Below are 16,336 nucleotides of genomic sequence, written 5' to 3'. Positions count from 1 at the left end.
GCCGCTTCGCCATGACGACAATATTGGCGGATGAATTCTCGGATTGGAGAGCATGACCCGTTCATCCTATGACGTGATCGTGATCGGCGGCGGACATGCAGGCTGCGAAGCTGCAGCTGCTTCCGCCCGGCTCGGCGCGCGCACGGTTCTGGTCACGCATTCGCGTGACACCATCGGCGCCATGTCCTGCAATCCGGCGATCGGGGGATTGGGCAAGGGCCAGCTCGTTCGCGAAATCGATGCGCTCGACGGACTCATGGGGCGCGTCGCCGACGCCGCCGGCATTCAATTCCGTCTCCTCAACCGCTCCAAGGGGCCCGCGGTGCGCGGCCCGCGCGCGCAGGCGGATCGAAAGCTCTATCGCGCCGCCATGCAGGCCGCGATCGCTGCAATTCCGGGACTGGACGTCGTCGAAGGCGCGGTAGAACGGCTCGTCGTCGCGGATGGGCGCGTCTGCGGGGTCGAGATCGGCTGCATGGTTGTGCGCGCCGGCGCTGTCGTCTTGACCACTGGCACCTTCCTGAATGGCGTCATCCATATCGGCGAGAAACGAATTCCGGCCGGCCGCATGGGCGAGCAGCCGGCGATCGGCCTCGCCGAAGATTTGCGCCGGATCGGCTTTGCGACGCGGCGGCTGAAGACCGGCACGCCGCCGCGGCTCGATGGCAGGACCATCGCCTGGGAGAAGCTCGAGCGGCAGAGCGGCGACGAGACGCCGGAACCTTTCTCCTTTCTGACGACCCGTATCGGCAATCCGCAGATCGACTGTCACATCACCCGCACCAACGCCGCGGCGCATAAAGTCATTCTGGACAATCTCGATCGTTCGCCTTTGCGCAGCGGCGCAATTTCCGGTCCCGGCCCGCGCTATTGTCCCTCGATCGAGGATAAGGTGACGCGTTTCGGCGACCGCGAGGCGCATCAGATTTTTCTGGAGCCGGAGGGGCTCGACGACGATACTGTCTATCCGAATGGCGTTTCCACCTCGCTGCCGGAGGAGGTTCAGCATCATTTCATTCGTAGCATAGAGGGGCTGGAGCAGGCGCACATTCTGCGGCCGGGCTATGCGATCGAATATGATTTCGTCGATCCCCGCGAGCTCGGCGCAAACCTCGAGACGAAGAAGATCGAGGGACTGTTCTTCGCCGGCCAGTTGAACGGCACGACCGGCTATGAGGAAGCGGCGGCGCAGGGTCTCGTCGCCGGGCTCAACGCCGCGGTGCGCGCCAGCGGCGGCGCGCCAATCCTGTTCGATCGCGCCGAGGCCTATATCGGCGTGATGATCGACGATCTTGTCACCCGCGGCGTCAGCGAACCCTATCGCATGTTCACCTCGCGCGCCGAATACCGCTTGTCGCTGCGCGCCGACAATGCCGATGAGCGGCTCACGCCGCGCGGTCTCGCGATCGGATGTGTGGGCGCCGAGCGCGCCGCCGCGTTCGGCGAGCGAAGGACGCGGCTCGATAACGCGCGCGCGTTGTTGGACGGACTGACGCTGACCACCGCGGCTGCGGCGCGGCATGGCCTGCCGATCAATCAGGATGGACAGCGGCGTAGCGCCTTCGCGCTTCTGTCCTATCCGGGAATCGATCTCGTCCGTCTTCGCGACATCTGGCCGCAGCTGTGCTCGATCGACGACGAGACGGCGGCGCGAGTCGAGACCGACGCGCGCTATGCCGTCTATCTCGAGCGCCAGACCGCGGACATCGACGCCTATCGGCGCGACGAACAATTGACCCTGCCGGAGACGATCGATTATCGCCAGATCGGCGGCCTGTCGGCGGAGCTGCGCGCGAAGCTCGCCTTTTTGCGCCCGCGCACGCTTGGTCAGGCGCAGAGGATCGAAGGGATCACGCCGGCCGCTCTGACCCTTCTCGCCGCACGGGCGCGACGCGGGTGAGTCGAGATCGTGACGCCGCACGCGATCGCGACGAGGCGCTGGCGCTGGCGCCGGCCTTGCGCAGCCATATTCGCGAATTCGAGACCTATGAGGCTCTGCTGCGCAAATGGCAGAAGTCGACCAATCTCGTCGCCGCCGGAACGCTCCCGCATCTCTGGACACGGCATTTTGCCGATTCGGCGCAAATCCTCGACGCCTTTCCCAATATCGACGCTGTTTCCAAAATCGAGACTTGGGCCGATCTCGGCGCCGGCGCCGGCTTTCCGGGAATGGTGCTGGCCATTTGCCTGAAGGATCGTCCCGGCGCTCGCGTTCATTTGATCGAGAGCGATCAGCGCAAGGTTTCCTTCCTGCGCGCCGTTTCACGTGAAACAGGGGCCGCGGCCGAGATTCATCTCGGTCGAATCGAATCTATTCTGCCCTCGCTCGAAGACCGCGTCGTCGGCGTCACCGCCCGCGCGCTGGCTCCCCTGTCTCAACTCGTCGACTGGTCGCGCGAACTCTTGTTGAAAAACGCTGTCGGCGTGTTTTTGAAAGGCGAAGATTGGGCCGCCGAATTGACCGACTCACGGGCGGCAGATAGTTTCGACATCAGAACTTTCGCGAGCCGCACGCATTCGTCCGGACGCATCATCGCCATCGCGCGGGATTTTGGAGTCTGACGTGACCGGAGTTCCTCGGCCCCGCATATTGGTGATGGCCAATCAGAAGGGCGGCGTCGGCAAGACGACCACCGCCATCAATCTCGGCACCGCGCTCGCCGCTGTGGGCGAGACCGTTCTGGTGATCGATCTCGATCCGCAAGGCAATGCCTCGACCGGCCTCGGCGTCGATCGCAAGGCGCGCAAAATCTCCACCTATGACGTGCTGCTCGGCGAGAGCAGCCTCGCCGATGCGATCGTCGCCACCGCCGTTCCGCGCCTCTCGATCGCTCCCTCCACGCTCGATCTGCTCGGCGTCGAATTGCAGATCGCCGGCGACAAGGATCGCGCCTTTCGCCTGAAGCGCGCCGTCGCCGAGCTGATGGCCGCCGAGCGTCACGAGCAGATTCCGGCTTTCACCTATGTTCTGGTCGACTGCCCGCCCTCGCTCAATCTGCTGACGATCAATGCGCTGGCCAGCGCCGATTCGGTCGTCGTGCCGCTACAATGCGAATTCTTCGCGCTCGAAGGTCTGTCGCAGCTATTGTCGACGGTCGATCAGGTCAGGAAGACGCTGAATTCTCGGCTGACGATTCACGGCATCGTGCTGACCATGTTCGATCCGCGCAATAATCTCGCGACCCAGGTGGTCGCCGATGTGCGGCGCTTCATGGGCGATAAGGTCTATGAGACGGTGATTCCGCGCAATGTGCGCGTGTCCGAGGCTCCATCCTATGGCAAGCCGGTGCTGCTCTATGATCTCAAATGCAGCGGCAGCCAGGCCTATCTGAAGCTCGCGACCGAAGTGATCCAGCGCGAGAAGCAGCTGCGCGCGGCCTGACGCGCGGCCGGATTTGAAAGAGGCGATAACGACATGGCCGAGGAAGTTCGCACGCGATTGGGGCGCGGCCTCGCCGCCCTCATCGGAGAGGCTGGCGATGAGACGCCGGCGGTGGAGCGGGCGCGCGGCCAGCGCAAGGTTCCGATCGAATTTTTGCGTCCCAATCCGCGCAATCCGCGCGTCGCCTTCGGCGAGGATGATCTCGCCGATCTCGCCGCCTCGATCCGCGAGAAGGGGATCATTCAGCCGATCCTGGTGCGCACCGTTCCCGGCGTCGCCGACGCCTATGAGATCATCACCGGCGAGCGCCGCTGGCGCGCCGCTCAGCTCGCCAATCTGTCGGATGTGCCGGTGCTGGTGCATGAGGCCGACGACCGCGAGGCGCTGGAGCTCGCCATCATCGAGAATGTCCAGCGCGCCGATCTCAATGCCATCGAGGAGGCGCGCGGCTATGAGCGGCTGAGCGGCGAGTTCGGCTATTCGCAGACTGAGCTGGCCCGCATTATCGGCAAGAGCCGCTCGCATGTCGCCAATACGATTCGCTTGCTCAATCTGCCGGAGGCGACGCGGCGCCTCGTCAGCGATGGCGCAATTTCGGCGGGCCATGCGCGCGCGCTGCTGGCGGTCGAGGACCCGGACGCCGTCGCGCGCAAGGTGGTGGCCGATGGGCTGAGCGTGCGCGACGTCGAGCAGCTGGCGCAGCGCGAATCCGGCGCGACCGAGGCGAAGCCGCGCAAGTCGCGTGTCGAGAAGGACGCTGATACGATCGCGATCGAGAAAATGCTGACCGACGCGCTCGGCCTCAATGTGAGCATTCAGCACCGAGGGGAGTCAGGCGATCTGCGCATTCGCTATACGACGCTCGAGCAGCTGGACGGGCTGTGCCGGAGACTGACGGGCTGAAAGACGAATAATGTGGGCTCGCCCTTCTCCCGCGTGTGACCGCGTGTGGGAGAAGATGGCCTCGCGAAGCGAGGTCGGATGAGGGCGCCTCAGAAAAAGGCGCTGTTCGGCTGCCGGACCTCGCACGCCTATCGAATCGACGCGAGCCTGAAGGACTCTCATCCGACCCGGCTTCGCCGGGCCAACTTCTCCCGCCTTGCGAGAGAAGGGGTGCAGCGTCGAGAGCCTGCTTATTTTCACTCGCTCGTCTGCGCGGTCCAGCTCACATGCTCGACGCCGGAGATCTTGCCGAGATCGGCGGCCACGGCGTCGAGTTCCTTCGGATCGACGCTGGTCGAGGTCAGAATGGCGATGAGCTCGACCTCTTCGTCACCGCGCTCCAGCTCCTCTATGTCTCGGACCGGATAATTCGCCGCTTCGAGCTTTTCCACCATCAGATCGCGCAGCGCGTCGCGCCGCGTCTGGGTGACCGTCACATGCAGGCGGTAGATCGCCTCGGTCGCGCGCTCGTCCAGCGGCGCGCGCTCGATGCGATGCACCAGCGGACGCAGGAACATGTTGCCGATAAGGGTGAAGACCGCCATCAGCGCCGCCTCGGCCTCATGGTCGGCGCCGGCGAAGGCGCCCGTCACCGCCGAGCACCAGATCGTCGCCGCCGTATTGATGCCTGTGATATTGGCGCCGTCCTTGATGATGACGCCGGCGCCGAGAAAGCCGACGCCAGAGGCGATATAGGCCAGCACTTGGGTCGCGCCGACCTGACCGTTGAGCCGCAGGCCGAGATCGACGAAAGCGGCGGCGCCGAGTGCGACCAGAGCATTGGTGCGCAAACCCGCCGTGCGCTGCCGATATTGTCGCTCGGCGCCGATCAGCGTGCCGAGCAGAAGCGCAACACTCAATGAAATCAAAGTATTCAAGAATTCAGCCGGATTGAAGCTCAAAAACGCCGCCATGATTTCTCTCCGCTTCGGCCGGCCCGTCAGTCCCGTATGCGCGACAATGGCACGAATTTGAGACAATTTCTCATTTATGCGCGCGATAGCAGATTGATTCTTCTCGTCGATTGTTTAGGTTGCGTCCGTCGTTTCCAAAATTCAGGGGGAATTCATGGAACGTCGTGACTTTGTTACCGCTTTCGGCGCGCTTGCCGCCGCTGCCGCCGCCTCCTCCGCTTTCGCGGGAGAGGATCCTCATGCCGGCCACAAAATGTCTCATGGCGCGAAATATAAGGCCTTGCTCGATTCGAGCAGCCATTGCGTCGCCGTGGGCGAAGACTGCCTGCGTCATTGCTTCGAGATGCTGGCGATGAACGACGCCAGCATGGGCGCCTGCACCAAGGCGACCTATGACCTCGTCGCCGCCTGCGGCGCCCTGGCCAAGCTCGCCGGCACCAATTCCGCTTTCACGCCGGCCTTCGCCAAGGTCGTCGCGGATGTGTGCGCGGCCTGCAAGAAGGAATGCGACAAGTTCCCGTCGATCGCCGAATGCAAGGCCTGCGGCGAAGCTTGCCAGGCTTGTGCGGAAGAGTGCCATAAGGTCGCCGCCTGAGTTCTCCGACATTGTCGAGACGCGCCCGCGCGTCTCGATTCCGGTCCCGCGCCTCCTATCTATTCTGTGGCGGAACGGCGAAGTCGGCGAACTTCGGAACATGACGGCACAGCGCGCCGATCGTCCTTCGCCTCATCTTCGGAACGGCTGAAGCCGTCACTGCGGAGTGAGCGTCCATGATCGATCACGCGCGAAACGTCGTCGCGCCGCCGGCGCGGCTCGATAGTCATTCCTCCTTCCTTCTTCGTCAGTGGCCCTATTTCGTCATGTTGGCGTTGGCGCTGTTCGGGGTCGCCTACACCAGCGTCACGCGCCAGGGCATGACCACCTATTGGGTGTTGCTGGCTCCGATCTTCGGCGCCATCAGCGTCGCCGCCGGCTGGCGTGAGGCCGATGACGCCGAGGCCAAATGGCGTCTGCTGCGCACGCAGGCCCTGCATTGGGGCGCCGTGCTGGCGGCTATGCTGCTCGTGTTCATCGGCGATGTGAGCCGAATGATGAATACGGACGCGAGCGCGCTGACCGTGCTGACGGTTCTGGCCCTCGGCTCCTTCACCGCCGGCGTTCACGCCGACGCTTGGCGCGTGTCGCTGGTCGGCGTCATTCTGGCGCTCGGCGTGCCGGCCATCGCCTGGCTCGAGGAATCCACGCTGATGATCCTGCTGGTCGTCGTCGTGCTGCTGGCGATCGCCGCTATGGTGTTTCTCCGGGATCGGCGACCCCAGCCCGGCTGACACTCTACCCCGACGGGGTGGGCTTGACCGGACTCGACCTTCCGCGCGAGCATGAGGCGAGAGCGCAAAGCTGCGGATTCGCGGCTAAAATCGCGCCGGGAGGAATGGGAGCCCATGACGCCGAACGAGGCGCCCGAGTCGGGCGCGCTTCTCGCGCGCGCGCGCAGGATCGTCGATCCGGTCGACCGCGTTCAGGCGCAGGCGGCTCTCGCCCGTGTGCTCGAATGTGACAAGAATGGCGCGCTCGCCGCATTGCTCGCCGAACGGCCCGAGGCGGTTGCTCTCCTCGAGGGGGGCTTCGGCTCCTCGTCCTATCTCACCGATCTTTCCGCACGCGACCCGGCCCGGCTCGCGCGGCTGCTCGCGGCCGATCCGGCGCGGAGCATGGCTCGCATCGTCGACGCGATGAAAGCCGGTCGACAGAGCGAAGCCGAGTTGATGCGGGCGCTGAGGCTCGCCAAGCAGGAGGCGGCGCTGCTCATCGGCCTTGCCGATCTCGCCAAGGCGTGGACGACGCTGGAGGCCACCGCGGCGCTGACGCGGCTCGCCGACGCCGCGCTTTCGGCCGCCGCCGTCTTCGCCTTGCGCGAGGCCGCGGCGGCGGGCTGGCTCGAGCTCTATGACCAGCGCATGCCGGAACGCGGCTGCGGTTGGATTTTCCTGGCGATGGGCAAACAGGGCGCCCATGAGCTGAATTATTCCTCCGACATCGATCTCATCGTTCTGTTCGACCGCCGCCGCGCCCGGCTCACGCGGCCCGACGAAGACGTCGATCTCTTCGTCAGGCTGACCAAGCGCGTCGTGCGGATCGTCAGTGAAATCACGCCCGACGGCTATGTGTTCCGCACCGATCTGCGCCTTCGGCCCGATCCCGGCGCGACGCCGATCGCCATACCGCTCGAGGCGGCCTTTTCCTATTACGAGAGCATGGGCCAGAATTGGGAGCGCGCCGCCTTCATCAAAGCGCGCGCCGCCGCCGGCGATCGTCTCGCTGGTGAAGAATTTCTCGCCGAGCTCGCGCCCTTCGTCTGGCGCAAGAATTTCGACTTCGCCGCCATCGCCGATGTGCATTCGATCAAGCGGCAGATTCACGCCTTCAAGGGGCATGGCGAGATCGCCGTGCTCGGCCATGACGTGAAACTCGGCCGCGGCGGCATTCGCGAGATCGAATTCTTCGTCCAGACGCAGCAGCTCATCACCGGGGGCCGCAATCCCGATCTGCGTGGCCGCGCCACTCTGCCTGTGCTGGACGCGCTCGTCGCCGCCGGCTGGATCGAGGCGTCGGTGCGCGACGATCTTTCCGACGCCTATCTGTTCCTGCGCGATGTCGAGCATCGCATCCAAATGGTCGCCGATCGCCAGACTCATGCGCTGCCGAGCGACGAGACCGAGGCGCTGCGCATCGCCCGTATGATGGGCTTCGCGACTCTGGACGAATTTTCTGCGGCTCTGCTCCAGCGCCTGACGAAAGTGCAGGGGCATTACGCGCGCCTGTTCGAGAGCGCGCCTCAGCTCTCCTCCGCTCTCGGCAATCTCGTCTTCACCGGCGGCGAGGACGATCCGGATACGCTGGAGACCCTTGCGCAGCTCGGCTTCGCGCGGCCGAAGACGGTGACCGAGACCATTCGCGGCTGGCATTTCGGCCGCTACGCTGCGACGCGCTCCACAAAGGCGCGCGAACGGCTGACCGAGCTGACCCCGGCGCTGCTGGAAGCTCTCGCCTCGACCGACAATCCCGATCAGGCCTTCCTCGCCTTCGATCGGCTGCTCGCCGGATTGCCGGCCGGCGTGCAGCTGTTCGCGGTTCTGGTGTCGCAGCCGCGGCTGCTGCATCTGCTCACCGCGATCCTCGGCACGGCGCCCAAGCTCGCCGCCGCCATTTCGCGACGCCCGCGCGTGCTCGACGCGCTGCTGGAGCCGGCCTTTTTCGACCATCTGCCCGATGAGGCGGAGCTCGCGGCGGCGTTGGAGCGAAGCCTGCGCGACGCGCGCTCCTATGAGGAGACGCTGGACCGCGCGCGCATCTTCGGACAGGAGCAGAAATTCCTCGTCGGCGTGCGAATATTGACTGGAGCGCTGTCGGTCGCCGAGGCCGGCGCCGCTTATGCGCGGCTCGCCGAGGCTTTGATCGCGGCGCTGATGGCGCGCGTCTCGGCCGAGTTCGCGCAGGCGCATGGCGAGATCGAGGGCGGGGGCGTCGCCGTGGTCGCGCTGGGCAAGCTCGGCGGGCGCGAGATGACGGCGGCGTCGGATCTCGATCTGATGCTGCTCTATGACGCCGACCAGAACGCCGAGTCGAATGGCGAGCGGCCGCTCGCCGCGCCCTCTTATTATGCGCGGCTGACGCAGCGGCTCATCGCGGCTTTGTCGGCGCCGATGGCGCAGGGGCTGCTCTATGAGGTCGACTTCCGGCTGCGCCCTTCCGGCAGCAAGGGGCCGCTGGCGGTGAGTCTGCGCGCTTTCGAGGAGTATCACGCCGAGGAGGCCTGGACCTGGGAGCATATGGCTTTGACGCGTGCGCGCGTCGTCGCGGGTGAGCGCTCGTTTTCCGCGCGCGTCGAGGCGGCGATCGGCGTGGCGCTGACGCGTGCGCGCGACCCCGAGAAGCTGCGCGCCGATGTGCTCGACATGCGCAAGCGCCTCGAGCGGGAGAAGCCGGCGAAGAGCGTCTGGGATTTGAAGCAGGCGCTGGGTGGGCTGATCGACGTCGAGTTCATCACGCAATATCTGCTGCTGCGCCATGCGGAGGCGCATCCGGACTGTCTCGCGACGACGACTGGGCTCGCGCTCGAGCGCCTCACGCGTCTCGGCCTGATCGAGCCGGATGCGGCGGAGACTTTGATCGCCGCCGTTCGCCTCTATCAGGGCCTCATCCAGTCGTTGCGTCTCGCCATCGACCAGGATTTCGATCCGCGTCAGGCGCCGCGCGGCCTGTTCGATCTGCTGCTGCGCGCCGGCGAAGCGCCGGACATGAAACATCTCGAAGCGCATCTCGTGGAGACGCAGACGCGCGTGCGCGAGATTTTTGCGCAGATCGTCGGAGGGGAGCGAGCCTGAAGGCTCGCTCGGCGTCAGCGGTCGGCGAGCCGCCGCGGCACGCAGGCGATCACGAGCACGCCGCTGAGCGCCAGAAAGGCGGCGAGCGCATAGGTCGCGACATCTGCGCCATGCGGCAGCTCCTTCAGATAGCCGACCATATAGGGGCTGGCGAAGCCGGCGAGATTGCCGAGCGAATTGATGAGCGCTATGCCGCCGGCCGCCGCCGCGCCGCGCAGAAAGGCCGTCGGAAGGCTCCAGAACAGCGGCAGCGCCGACAGAATTCCGGCGCTCGCCACGGTCAGGGCGAGCAGCGCCGGAATCGTCTGAGCGGCGTAGACCGCGCTGAGAACGAGTCCGACGGCGCCGAAGGCGCAAGGCAGCGTGATGTGCCAGCGCCTTTCGCCCCACCGGTCCGCGCTGAAGCCGACGAGCACCATGGCGACGCTCGCCGCCGCATAGGGCGCCGCGGATAAGACGCCGATGTGCAAAGGGCTCTTCACGCCGGTCGCGGCGACCAGGGTCGGCAGCCAGAAGCCGACGCCATAGAGCCCCATGGCGAGGCCGAAATAGACGAGGCTCAATATCCACACCAGTGGCCGTCCGACTGCGTCGCGCAGCGAATGAGAGGCGGCGGGCTCCGGGTCGGCGGCGAGCCGCGCGCTCAGCAACGCCTTCTCGCTCTGCGTCAACCAGGACGCTTTCGCTATGCTGTCGTCGAGCGCCAGCAGCACGAGAACGCCGGCGAGAATGGAGGGCAGGCCCTCGAGCAGGAACAGCCATTGCCAGCCGGCGAGGCCGTGGACGCCCGCAAAGCGCTCCAGAACCCAGCCCGACACGGGGCTGCCGACCACGCCGGCGATCGGCACGGCGGTCATGAACAGGGCGGTGATGCGGCCGCGGCGGGCGGCCGGATACCAGCGCGTGAGATAATAAATGACGCCGGGGAAGAATCCGGCCTCCGCCGCGCCGAGCAGAAAGCGCATGACATAGAACATCGTCGGCGTGGTCACGAACAGCGTCGCGGCCGAGACGAGGCCCCAGGAGATCATGATCCGCGCGATCCACAGCCGCGCGCCGACGCGGTGCAGGATCAGATTGCTCGGAACCTCGAGCAGGAAATAGCCGAGGAAGAACACGCCGGCGCCGAGCCCATAGACCGCATCGCCGAATTGGAGGTCGCCGAGCATCTGCAGCTTGGCGAAGCTCACATTCACGCGGTCGAGATAGGCCAGCACATAGCAGAGAAAGAGCAGCGGCAGAACGCGCCGCGTGACCTTGGCGTAGGCGCGCGCCTCGTCGGCGTCTTCGGAGCGGATCGCTGTGGTTACGTTCATTGTCGTCTATCGGTCCCTTTTGCGGCGAGCGTCTCGAAAAAGCCTTAGTGAGCGGTGATGCGAGGCTCGGCGCAGCTTCCGCAGCGGCGCCGCTCGCGCCTCGGCCGCTCGCTTGCGCCAAAATGACTACGACTCGAACGTTGCAATATGTTCAACCGACGACCCTATAGAGCCGTCGGCGATCGTCCGCGCCGCTTCGTCAAAATCCATGTTCCACTTTCCGCGGACTTGTTCTAGTGGAACGCCGTCGCGACAGGCCCTTCGGCCTGTCGCTCTTTGTTGGAGACCAATATGCCTCACCTCGAGACCAAGCGTCTTCGCGGCCGGGGGGCCGTCGTCGCGCTCGGCGTCAGCGTTCTGCTCACGGCCGTCGCGCTTCCGGCGCAGGCCAAGGTTCTCGCTAAAGTCAATGGCGTCGAGATCTCGGACGACGATGTGAAAACAGCGCTCGACGATCTCGGCTCCGGCCTGCCGCGGCAATTGGAGGGCAAGGCCCGCGAGAATTATGTTCTGGATTTTCTGATCGACGAGCAGCTCGTGGTGCAGAAGGCGCAACGCGACAAGCTCGGCGAATCGCCGGATTTCGCCAAGAAGCTCGCCTATCTGCGCGACAAGGCGCTCATGGAATCGCTGCTCGGCAAGATCGCCAAGGATGCGGTGACCGAGGACGCGATCAAGAAGACCTATGACGAGGCCGCCAAGAACCAGAAGCCCGAGACCGAGGTCCACGCCCATCACATTCTGGTGCCGACCGAGGACGAGGCCAAGGCCGCGCTGAAGCGTGTGAAGGGCGGCGAGGATTTCGGCAAGGTCGCGGACGAGGTTTCCAAGGACCCGGGCGCGCGCGGCGGCGATCTCGGCTGGTTCACCAAGGACCGCATGGTGCCGGAGTTCGCCGAGGCGGCTTACAAGCTCGAGCCGGGACAGATTTCCGATCCGGTGAAGACGCAGTTCGGCTGGCACGTCATCAAGCTCGACGAGAAGCGTCCGAAGGTGTTCCCGCCGCTCGACCAGGTGCGCGAGCAGGTTTCCCGCTATGTGGCGCAGAAGGCCCAGTCGGACCTCATCGTCCAGCTGCGCGAGGGCGCCAAGATCGAGCGCACTGAAGCGCCGGCCGAGGAGAAGCCCGCCGAGAAGAAGCCGGAAGAGAAGAAGCCGGCCGAGAAGAAGAAGTAAGAGCGGCAGTCGGCGTTTGGGCGATCGGCAGTCGGATGCGGCTGCCGACGCCCGATCGCCGAAGGCCGATTGCTCTCGCGCATTGCACAGGGACCATTATTCCGCCATGGCCAAGGCCGCTCCCGTCTCGCCGCTCGCTCCCAAGACCTATCCCGAGATTCCGCCCATCGAGGGCGTTCGCTTCGCCGTCGGGCAGGCGGGCGTGCGCTACGCCGACCGCACCGATGTGATGCTCGCTCTCTTCGATCCGGGCACGCAGGTCGCCGGCGTGTTCACGCGCTCGAAATGCCCCTCGGCGCCGGTCGACTGGTGCCGCTCTCGCCTTGAGGGCGGCAAGGCGCGGGCGCTGCTGGTCAATTCCGGCAACGCCAACGCCTTCACCGGCAAGGCCGGCAAGGAGGCGGTGAAAGCCTCCGCCAAGCTCGTCGCGGCGGCCGTGGGAGCGCCCGAGAAGCATGTGTTTCTCGCTTCGACCGGCGTCATCGGCGAGCCGCTCGACGCATCGAAATTCGATGGCGTGATGGACAGGCTCGTGACAAGCGCGCGGCCGGACGGCTGGCGCGAGGCGGCCTCCGCCATCATGACCACCGACACCTATCCCAAGCTGTCGACGCGCGTGGCGCGGCTCGGCGAGGTCGAGGTGCGCATCGCCGGAATCGCCAAGGGCGCCGGCATGATCGCGCCGGACATGGCGACCATGCTGTCCTTCGTCTTCACCGATGCGCCGATCGCCGCCGAGGTTCTGCAGACACTGCTGTCGCGCTCGGTGCGCGGCTCTTTCAACAGCATCACCGTCGACAGCGACACCTCCACTTCCGACACGCTGCTGCTGTTCGCCACCGGCGCGGCGGAAAAGCGCGGCGCGCCCTGGATAGAGAAGGCCAGCGATCGCGCGCTCGCCGATTTCCGCCGGGCGCTCGACGAGGTGCTGCTCGATCTCGCGCAGCAGGTGGTGAAGGACGGCGAAGGCGCGCGCAAATTCGTCGAGATCACCGTGGACGGCGCCGAGAACGCCGCCGCAGCCAAGCGCATCGCCCTCTCCATCGCCAATTCGCCGCTGGTGAAGACGGCGATCGCCGGCGAGGACGCCAATTGGGGCCGCGTGGTGATGGCGGTGGGCAAGGCGGGCGAGGCCGCCGATCGCGACAAGCTCGCCATCTGGTTCGGCGGCGTGCGCGTCGCCCACAAGGGCCAACGCGATCCGGACTATGACGAGGCGCAGGTCTCGGAGATCATGAAGCGCGACGAGATCGCGCTGCGCGTCGACCTTGGCCTCGGCAAAGGCTCGGCGCGCGTCTGGACCTGTGATCTCACCAAGGAATATGTCGCCATCAACGGCGACTATAGGAGCTGAAAGGGGCGCGACATCGCCCCGCGGCTCTGCCGAAAAGGGCGCTCCCTTCGCCCGCAGGGCGAGAGAAGGTGGTCCCGCGAAGCGGGGTCCGTTATTCGAGCGTCGTCAGCGCTGCAAGCCTCACGGCGTCCAGGCGGGCGCCGGCTCGACGGGCGCTTCGGCCCGCTCGGCCGCTTCGCGCGCCGCCGCGAGTCCGCGCAGCGCCTCGGTCACGCCCATGCTGGTGGCGGCCGATAGCAAGAGAAGCGGCCGCTTCTCCTGGCCCTCGGGGCCCCAGCTGGTCATGGCGCGCTTCAGCCGCTCTTTCTGCTTCTTCAAATGCTCTGGATCGACGGCGTCGATTTTGGACAGAGCGACGATCTCGGTCTTCTCGTCCAGCCCCGCGCCATAGGCGGCGAGCTCGAGCCGCACGGTCTTGTAATCGCGGCCCGCATGTTCGCCGGTCGCGTCGACGAGATGCAGCAACGCCCGGCAGCGCTCCACATGGCCGAGGAAGCGGTCGCCGAGCCCATGGCCCTCATGCGCGCCCTCGATCAGCCCGGGAATATCGGCGAGCACGAATTCGCGATCGTCGATGCGCACCACGCCGAGGCCCGGATAGAGCGTGGTGAAAGGATAATCGGCGATCTTCGGCCTGGCCGCGGAGACGCTCGCCAGAAAGGTCGATTTGCCGGCGTTGGGCAGGCCGATGAGGCCGGCGTCGGCGATCAGTTTCAGCCGCAGAACGATATTGCGCTCGATCCCTTCCTGGCCGGGATTGGCGCGGCGCGGCGCGCGATTGGTCGAGGTGGTGAAATGGAGATTGCCGAAGCCGCCATTGCCGCCGCGCGCGATCACCGCGGTCTGCCCGACCTCGGTGAGATCGGCGATCAGCGTCTCCTCGTCCTCCTCGAAAATCTGCGTGCCGACCGGGACCTTCAGCACCGCGTCCGCGCCCTTGGCGCCGGCGCGGTTCTTGCCCATGCCATGGGTGCCGGTCCGCGCCTTGAAATGCTGCTGATAGCGATAGTCGATCAGCGTGTTGAGCCCGTCGACGCAGATGGCGACGACATCGCCGCCACGGCCGCCGTCTCCGCCGTCCGGTCCCCCGAACTCGATGAATTTCTCGCGCCGGAAGGAGACGCATCCCGCCCCGCCGTCGCCGGAGCGCACGTAGATTTTCGCTTGATCCAGAAACTTCATTATGTCGCGCTCACGTCGATTTGAGCCGGGGACGCCTCGAGGCGAAAGTGGTGGGGATCGCGCCGCGGCGCAACTCCAGCATTTCGACTTCCACCTCGCCGCCGCGGGCCGGCGCCGGGAACAGCCCGCGTCCGGTATGGATGAATCCCATCGCCTCATGCACACGCAGCGAGGCGGCGTTGGACGGCAGCACCGAGGAAACGATCCGCTCGATGCTGGTGAGGCCGAAGGCGAGGTCGACGAAAGCGCCGACGGCCTCGCTCATCAGGCCCTGTCCCCAATAGGGCCGGCCGAGCCAGAAGCCGAGCATCGCAGGCGCGCGCGGCGCCGAGCCGTGCAAGCCGATCACGCCGATCGCCTCATTGGGCTGCCGCTTCAGCGTCAGCGCGAGGCAGAGCCCCGAGCCGCTCCCATTCTCGGCGCGCGCGGCGCGGATGAAGGCCTCGGCGTCGCTCGGCTCATAGGGATGAGGAATGCGGGCGGTGCTGGTGGCGACCTCGGGATCGCCGGCGAGCAGGCAGAACGCTTCCACATCGGCGGTGCGCGGCCAGCGCAGCCACAGCCGTTCGGTCTCCAGCCGAAAGATGTCGTCGCGCGCAATTTCCGGAAACATGAAACGCTCCTCGGGGCCCGAAAAGACAAAAGGGGAGCGGCTCCCCGCTCCCCCTATCGGCCCTTTACGGCCTTTTTCCGGACTTTCCGCTGGAGCTCGGCCATTTGCCGAAAGACGAGCGTCGATCCGCCGGGAGTGGAGGCCGGCGGAGGCTCGCTGCTCGATCCTCCGCCTATTCGGCGGCCGCAACCGCGGCCGGGGCCACACATACATAAGCGCGGCCGCTGGTCGTCTTGAATTCGACCGTGCCCTCGACGAGGGCGAACAGCGTGTGGTCCTTGCCCATGCCGACATTGCGGCCGGGATGCCATTTCGTGCCGCGTTGGCGGATGATGATGTTGCCGCTCACCACCTGCTCGCCGCCGAACTTCTTCACGCCGAGACGGCGGCCGTCCGAATCGCGCCCGTTGCGCGAGGAGCCGCCCGCTTTCTTATGAGCCATTGTCCTTGCTCTCGTCTCTTGCCGCCGGTCGGCCGGTTTTCGGCCTGAGGCGGGGAAATTCCGATCGCGTCCCGTAGAAAGACGCCGTGTGAAGTCTATACCGCGTCTGGCGCTCGCGCGCCACGTCCGCGGATCAGGCCCCCGCCTCGATGGCGGTGATGCGCACCAGGGTCAGGTCCTGGCGATGGCCGCGCTTGCGCTTGGAGTTCTGGCGGCGGCGCTTCTTGAAGGAGATCGTCTTGGGGCTGCGCGCCTGCTCGGCGATTTCGCCGGCGACGCTCGCGCCTTCGACGCGCGGCGCGCCGATCTTGGTCGCGCCCTCGGCTTCGACGAACAGTACCTCGTCGAACACCACCTTGTCGCCCGCAACGCCATCCAGCGCCATGACGGTGATCGTATCTCCGGCGGACACGCTATATTGCTTGCCGCCGGTTCTGATGACTGCGAACATCTCGTTAGTCCCGTGTTCGTCCCGGCTCTGGCGAAGGTTCGCCGGCCGGCTTTTTTACAGTTGGACCGGTTGGGAGCTTCGGTCGCCGCCGCTCGCGCGGACAAACGAAAAGCGCGGCGAAACCGCCGCGCCGAAGCGAACCTAGCCGATAAAGCCGTGCGCCTGGATTGTCAACGGT

General features: G+C 65.9%; 15 protein-coding genes. 9 read left to right on the top strand and 6 right to left on the bottom strand.

Annotated elements, in window-relative coordinates; all coding sequences use genetic code 11:
- Positions 1 to 52 precede the first annotated feature (52 nt).
- The 4 genes from mnmG to CQW49_RS12785 are packed head-to-tail and all read left to right on the top strand — an operon-like array spanning position 53 to position 4,285.
- Entirely contained in the window at positions 53 to 1,900 is a 1,848-nt protein-coding gene (mnmG, locus tag CQW49_RS12800; RefSeq protein ID WP_003609233.1) for a tRNA uridine-5-carboxymethylaminomethyl(34) synthesis enzyme MnmG, read from the top strand.
- Positions 1,897 to 2,562: a 16S rRNA (guanine(527)-N(7))-methyltransferase RsmG gene (gene rsmG, locus CQW49_RS12795; protein ID WP_003609235.1), complete on the top strand. Its 666-nt coding sequence runs from the start codon at positions 1,897 to 1,899 to the stop codon at positions 2,560 to 2,562. Before mnmG ends, rsmG begins: the two co-directional genes overlap by 4 nt.
- Positions 2,563 to 2,596: 34 nt before the next feature.
- Entirely contained in the window at positions 2,597 to 3,382 is a 786-nt protein-coding gene (locus CQW49_RS12790; RefSeq protein WP_040566455.1) for a ParA family protein, read from the top strand.
- A gap of 33 nt (positions 3,383 to 3,415) precedes the next feature.
- Complete coding sequence (locus tag CQW49_RS12785; RefSeq protein ID WP_099831791.1) at positions 3,416 to 4,285, top strand: ParB/RepB/Spo0J family partition protein; 870 nt, start codon at positions 3,416 to 3,418, stop codon at positions 4,283 to 4,285.
- A 236-nt stretch (positions 4,286 to 4,521) separates the two neighbouring features.
- Here the strand turns inward: CQW49_RS12785 and CQW49_RS12780 are convergent, their stop codons facing one another.
- The gene (locus CQW49_RS12780; protein WP_003609240.1) at positions 4,522 to 5,238 is read right to left on the bottom strand and encodes an MgtC/SapB family protein; all 717 of its coding nucleotides are present in this window, start codon (positions 5,236 to 5,238) and stop codon (positions 4,522 to 4,524) included.
- A 154-nt stretch (positions 5,239 to 5,392) separates the two neighbouring features.
- Between CQW49_RS12780 and CQW49_RS12775 the strand changes: the two genes are divergently transcribed.
- The 3 genes from CQW49_RS12775 (at position 5,393) to CQW49_RS12765 (ending at position 9,624) form a co-directional block, all read left to right on the top strand.
- Complete coding sequence (locus tag CQW49_RS12775) at positions 5,393 to 5,833, top strand: four-helix bundle copper-binding protein (RefSeq protein WP_003609243.1); 441 nt, start codon at positions 5,393 to 5,395, stop codon at positions 5,831 to 5,833.
- 176 nt (positions 5,834 to 6,009) lie between these two features.
- Positions 6,010 to 6,567, top strand: coding sequence for a hypothetical protein (locus CQW49_RS12770; protein ID WP_003609246.1), 558 nt, complete (start codon positions 6,010 to 6,012; stop codon positions 6,565 to 6,567).
- Between the two features lie 114 nt (positions 6,568 to 6,681).
- Positions 6,682 to 9,624, top strand: a complete 2,943-nt coding sequence (locus tag CQW49_RS12765; protein ID WP_003609248.1) for a bifunctional [glutamine synthetase] adenylyltransferase/[glutamine synthetase]-adenylyl-L-tyrosine phosphorylase — start codon at positions 6,682 to 6,684, stop codon at positions 9,622 to 9,624.
- 14 nt (positions 9,625 to 9,638) lie between these two features.
- Here CQW49_RS12765 and CQW49_RS12760 read toward each other — a convergent pair whose 3' ends face one another.
- Positions 9,639 to 10,940 (bottom strand): MFS transporter, encoded by a 1,302-nt coding sequence (locus CQW49_RS12760; RefSeq protein ID WP_003609250.1) that lies wholly within the window; start codon positions 10,938 to 10,940, stop codon positions 9,639 to 9,641.
- Between the two features lie 291 nt (positions 10,941 to 11,231).
- On the opposite strand from CQW49_RS12760, the gene CQW49_RS12755 reads away from it, so the two are divergent.
- Positions 11,232 to 12,116 carry a peptidylprolyl isomerase gene (locus CQW49_RS12755; protein ID WP_003609252.1) on the top strand — a complete coding sequence of 295 codons (885 nt, stop codon included), beginning with the start codon at positions 11,232 to 11,234 and terminating at the stop codon, positions 12,114 to 12,116.
- A 106-nt stretch (positions 12,117 to 12,222) separates the two neighbouring features.
- A complete protein-coding gene (gene argJ, locus CQW49_RS12750) occupies positions 12,223 to 13,470 on the top strand; it encodes a bifunctional glutamate N-acetyltransferase/amino-acid acetyltransferase ArgJ (RefSeq protein ID WP_003609254.1) in 1,248 nt (415 codons plus the stop codon).
- A 120-nt stretch (positions 13,471 to 13,590) separates the two neighbouring features.
- Here the strand turns inward: argJ and obgE are convergent, their stop codons facing one another.
- From obgE to rplU, 4 genes are all read right to left on the bottom strand, one after another.
- A complete protein-coding gene (gene obgE / locus CQW49_RS12745; RefSeq protein ID WP_003609256.1) occupies positions 13,591 to 14,652 on the bottom strand; it encodes a GTPase ObgE in 1,062 nt (353 codons plus the stop codon).
- 10 nt (positions 14,653 to 14,662) lie between these two features.
- Positions 14,663 to 15,265, bottom strand: coding sequence for a GNAT family N-acetyltransferase (locus tag CQW49_RS12740; RefSeq protein ID WP_003609258.1), 603 nt, complete (start codon positions 15,263 to 15,265; stop codon positions 14,663 to 14,665).
- A gap of 172 nt (positions 15,266 to 15,437) precedes the next feature.
- Positions 15,438 to 15,707 (bottom strand): 50S ribosomal protein L27, encoded by a 270-nt coding sequence (gene rpmA / locus CQW49_RS12735; RefSeq protein ID WP_003609259.1) that lies wholly within the window; start codon positions 15,705 to 15,707, stop codon positions 15,438 to 15,440.
- Positions 15,708 to 15,840: 133 nt separating this feature from the next.
- Positions 15,841 to 16,158: a 50S ribosomal protein L21 gene (gene rplU, locus CQW49_RS12730; protein ID WP_003609261.1), complete on the bottom strand. Its 318-nt coding sequence runs from the start codon at positions 16,156 to 16,158 to the stop codon at positions 15,841 to 15,843.
- Positions 16,159 to 16,336: the final 178 nt, after the last annotated feature.

The organism is Methylosinus trichosporium OB3b (assembly GCF_002752655.1).
GTDB lineage: Bacteria > Pseudomonadota > Alphaproteobacteria > Rhizobiales > Beijerinckiaceae > Methylosinus > Methylosinus trichosporium.
This window is presented reverse-complemented; position numbering and strand designations above follow the sequence as displayed.

Coding starts and splice junctions, on each gene's coding strand:
- mnmG (WP_003609233.1), top strand. CDS start 53: ATGACCCGTTCATCCTATGACGTGATCGTGATCGGCGGCGGACATGCA.
- CQW49_RS12790 (WP_040566455.1), top strand. CDS start 2,597: ATGGCCAATCAGAAGGGCGGCGTCGGCAAGACGACCACCGCCATCAAT.
- CQW49_RS12785 (WP_099831791.1), top strand. CDS start 3,416: ATGGCCGAGGAAGTTCGCACGCGATTGGGGCGCGGCCTCGCCGCCCTC.
- CQW49_RS12780 (WP_003609240.1), bottom strand. CDS start 5,238: ATGGCGGCGTTTTTGAGCTTCAATCCGGCTGAATTCTTGAATACTTTG.
- CQW49_RS12775 (WP_003609243.1), top strand. CDS start 5,393: ATGGAACGTCGTGACTTTGTTACCGCTTTCGGCGCGCTTGCCGCCGCT.
- CQW49_RS12770 (WP_003609246.1), top strand. CDS start 6,010: ATGATCGATCACGCGCGAAACGTCGTCGCGCCGCCGGCGCGGCTCGAT.
- CQW49_RS12765 (WP_003609248.1), top strand. CDS start 6,682: ATGACGCCGAACGAGGCGCCCGAGTCGGGCGCGCTTCTCGCGCGCGCG.
- CQW49_RS12760 (WP_003609250.1), bottom strand. CDS start 10,940: ATGAACGTAACCACAGCGATCCGCTCCGAAGACGCCGACGAGGCGCGC.
- CQW49_RS12755 (WP_003609252.1), top strand. CDS start 11,232: ATGCCTCACCTCGAGACCAAGCGTCTTCGCGGCCGGGGGGCCGTCGTC.
- argJ (WP_003609254.1), top strand. CDS start 12,223: ATGGCCAAGGCCGCTCCCGTCTCGCCGCTCGCTCCCAAGACCTATCCC.
- obgE (WP_003609256.1), bottom strand. CDS start 14,652: ATGAAGTTTCTGGATCAAGCGAAAATCTACGTGCGCTCCGGCGACGGC.
- CQW49_RS12740 (WP_003609258.1), bottom strand. CDS start 15,265: ATGTTTCCGGAAATTGCGCGCGACGACATCTTTCGGCTGGAGACCGAA.
- rpmA (WP_003609259.1), bottom strand. CDS start 15,707: ATGGCTCATAAGAAAGCGGGCGGCTCCTCGCGCAACGGGCGCGATTCG.
- rplU (WP_003609261.1), bottom strand. CDS start 16,158: ATGTTCGCAGTCATCAGAACCGGCGGCAAGCAATATAGCGTGTCCGCC.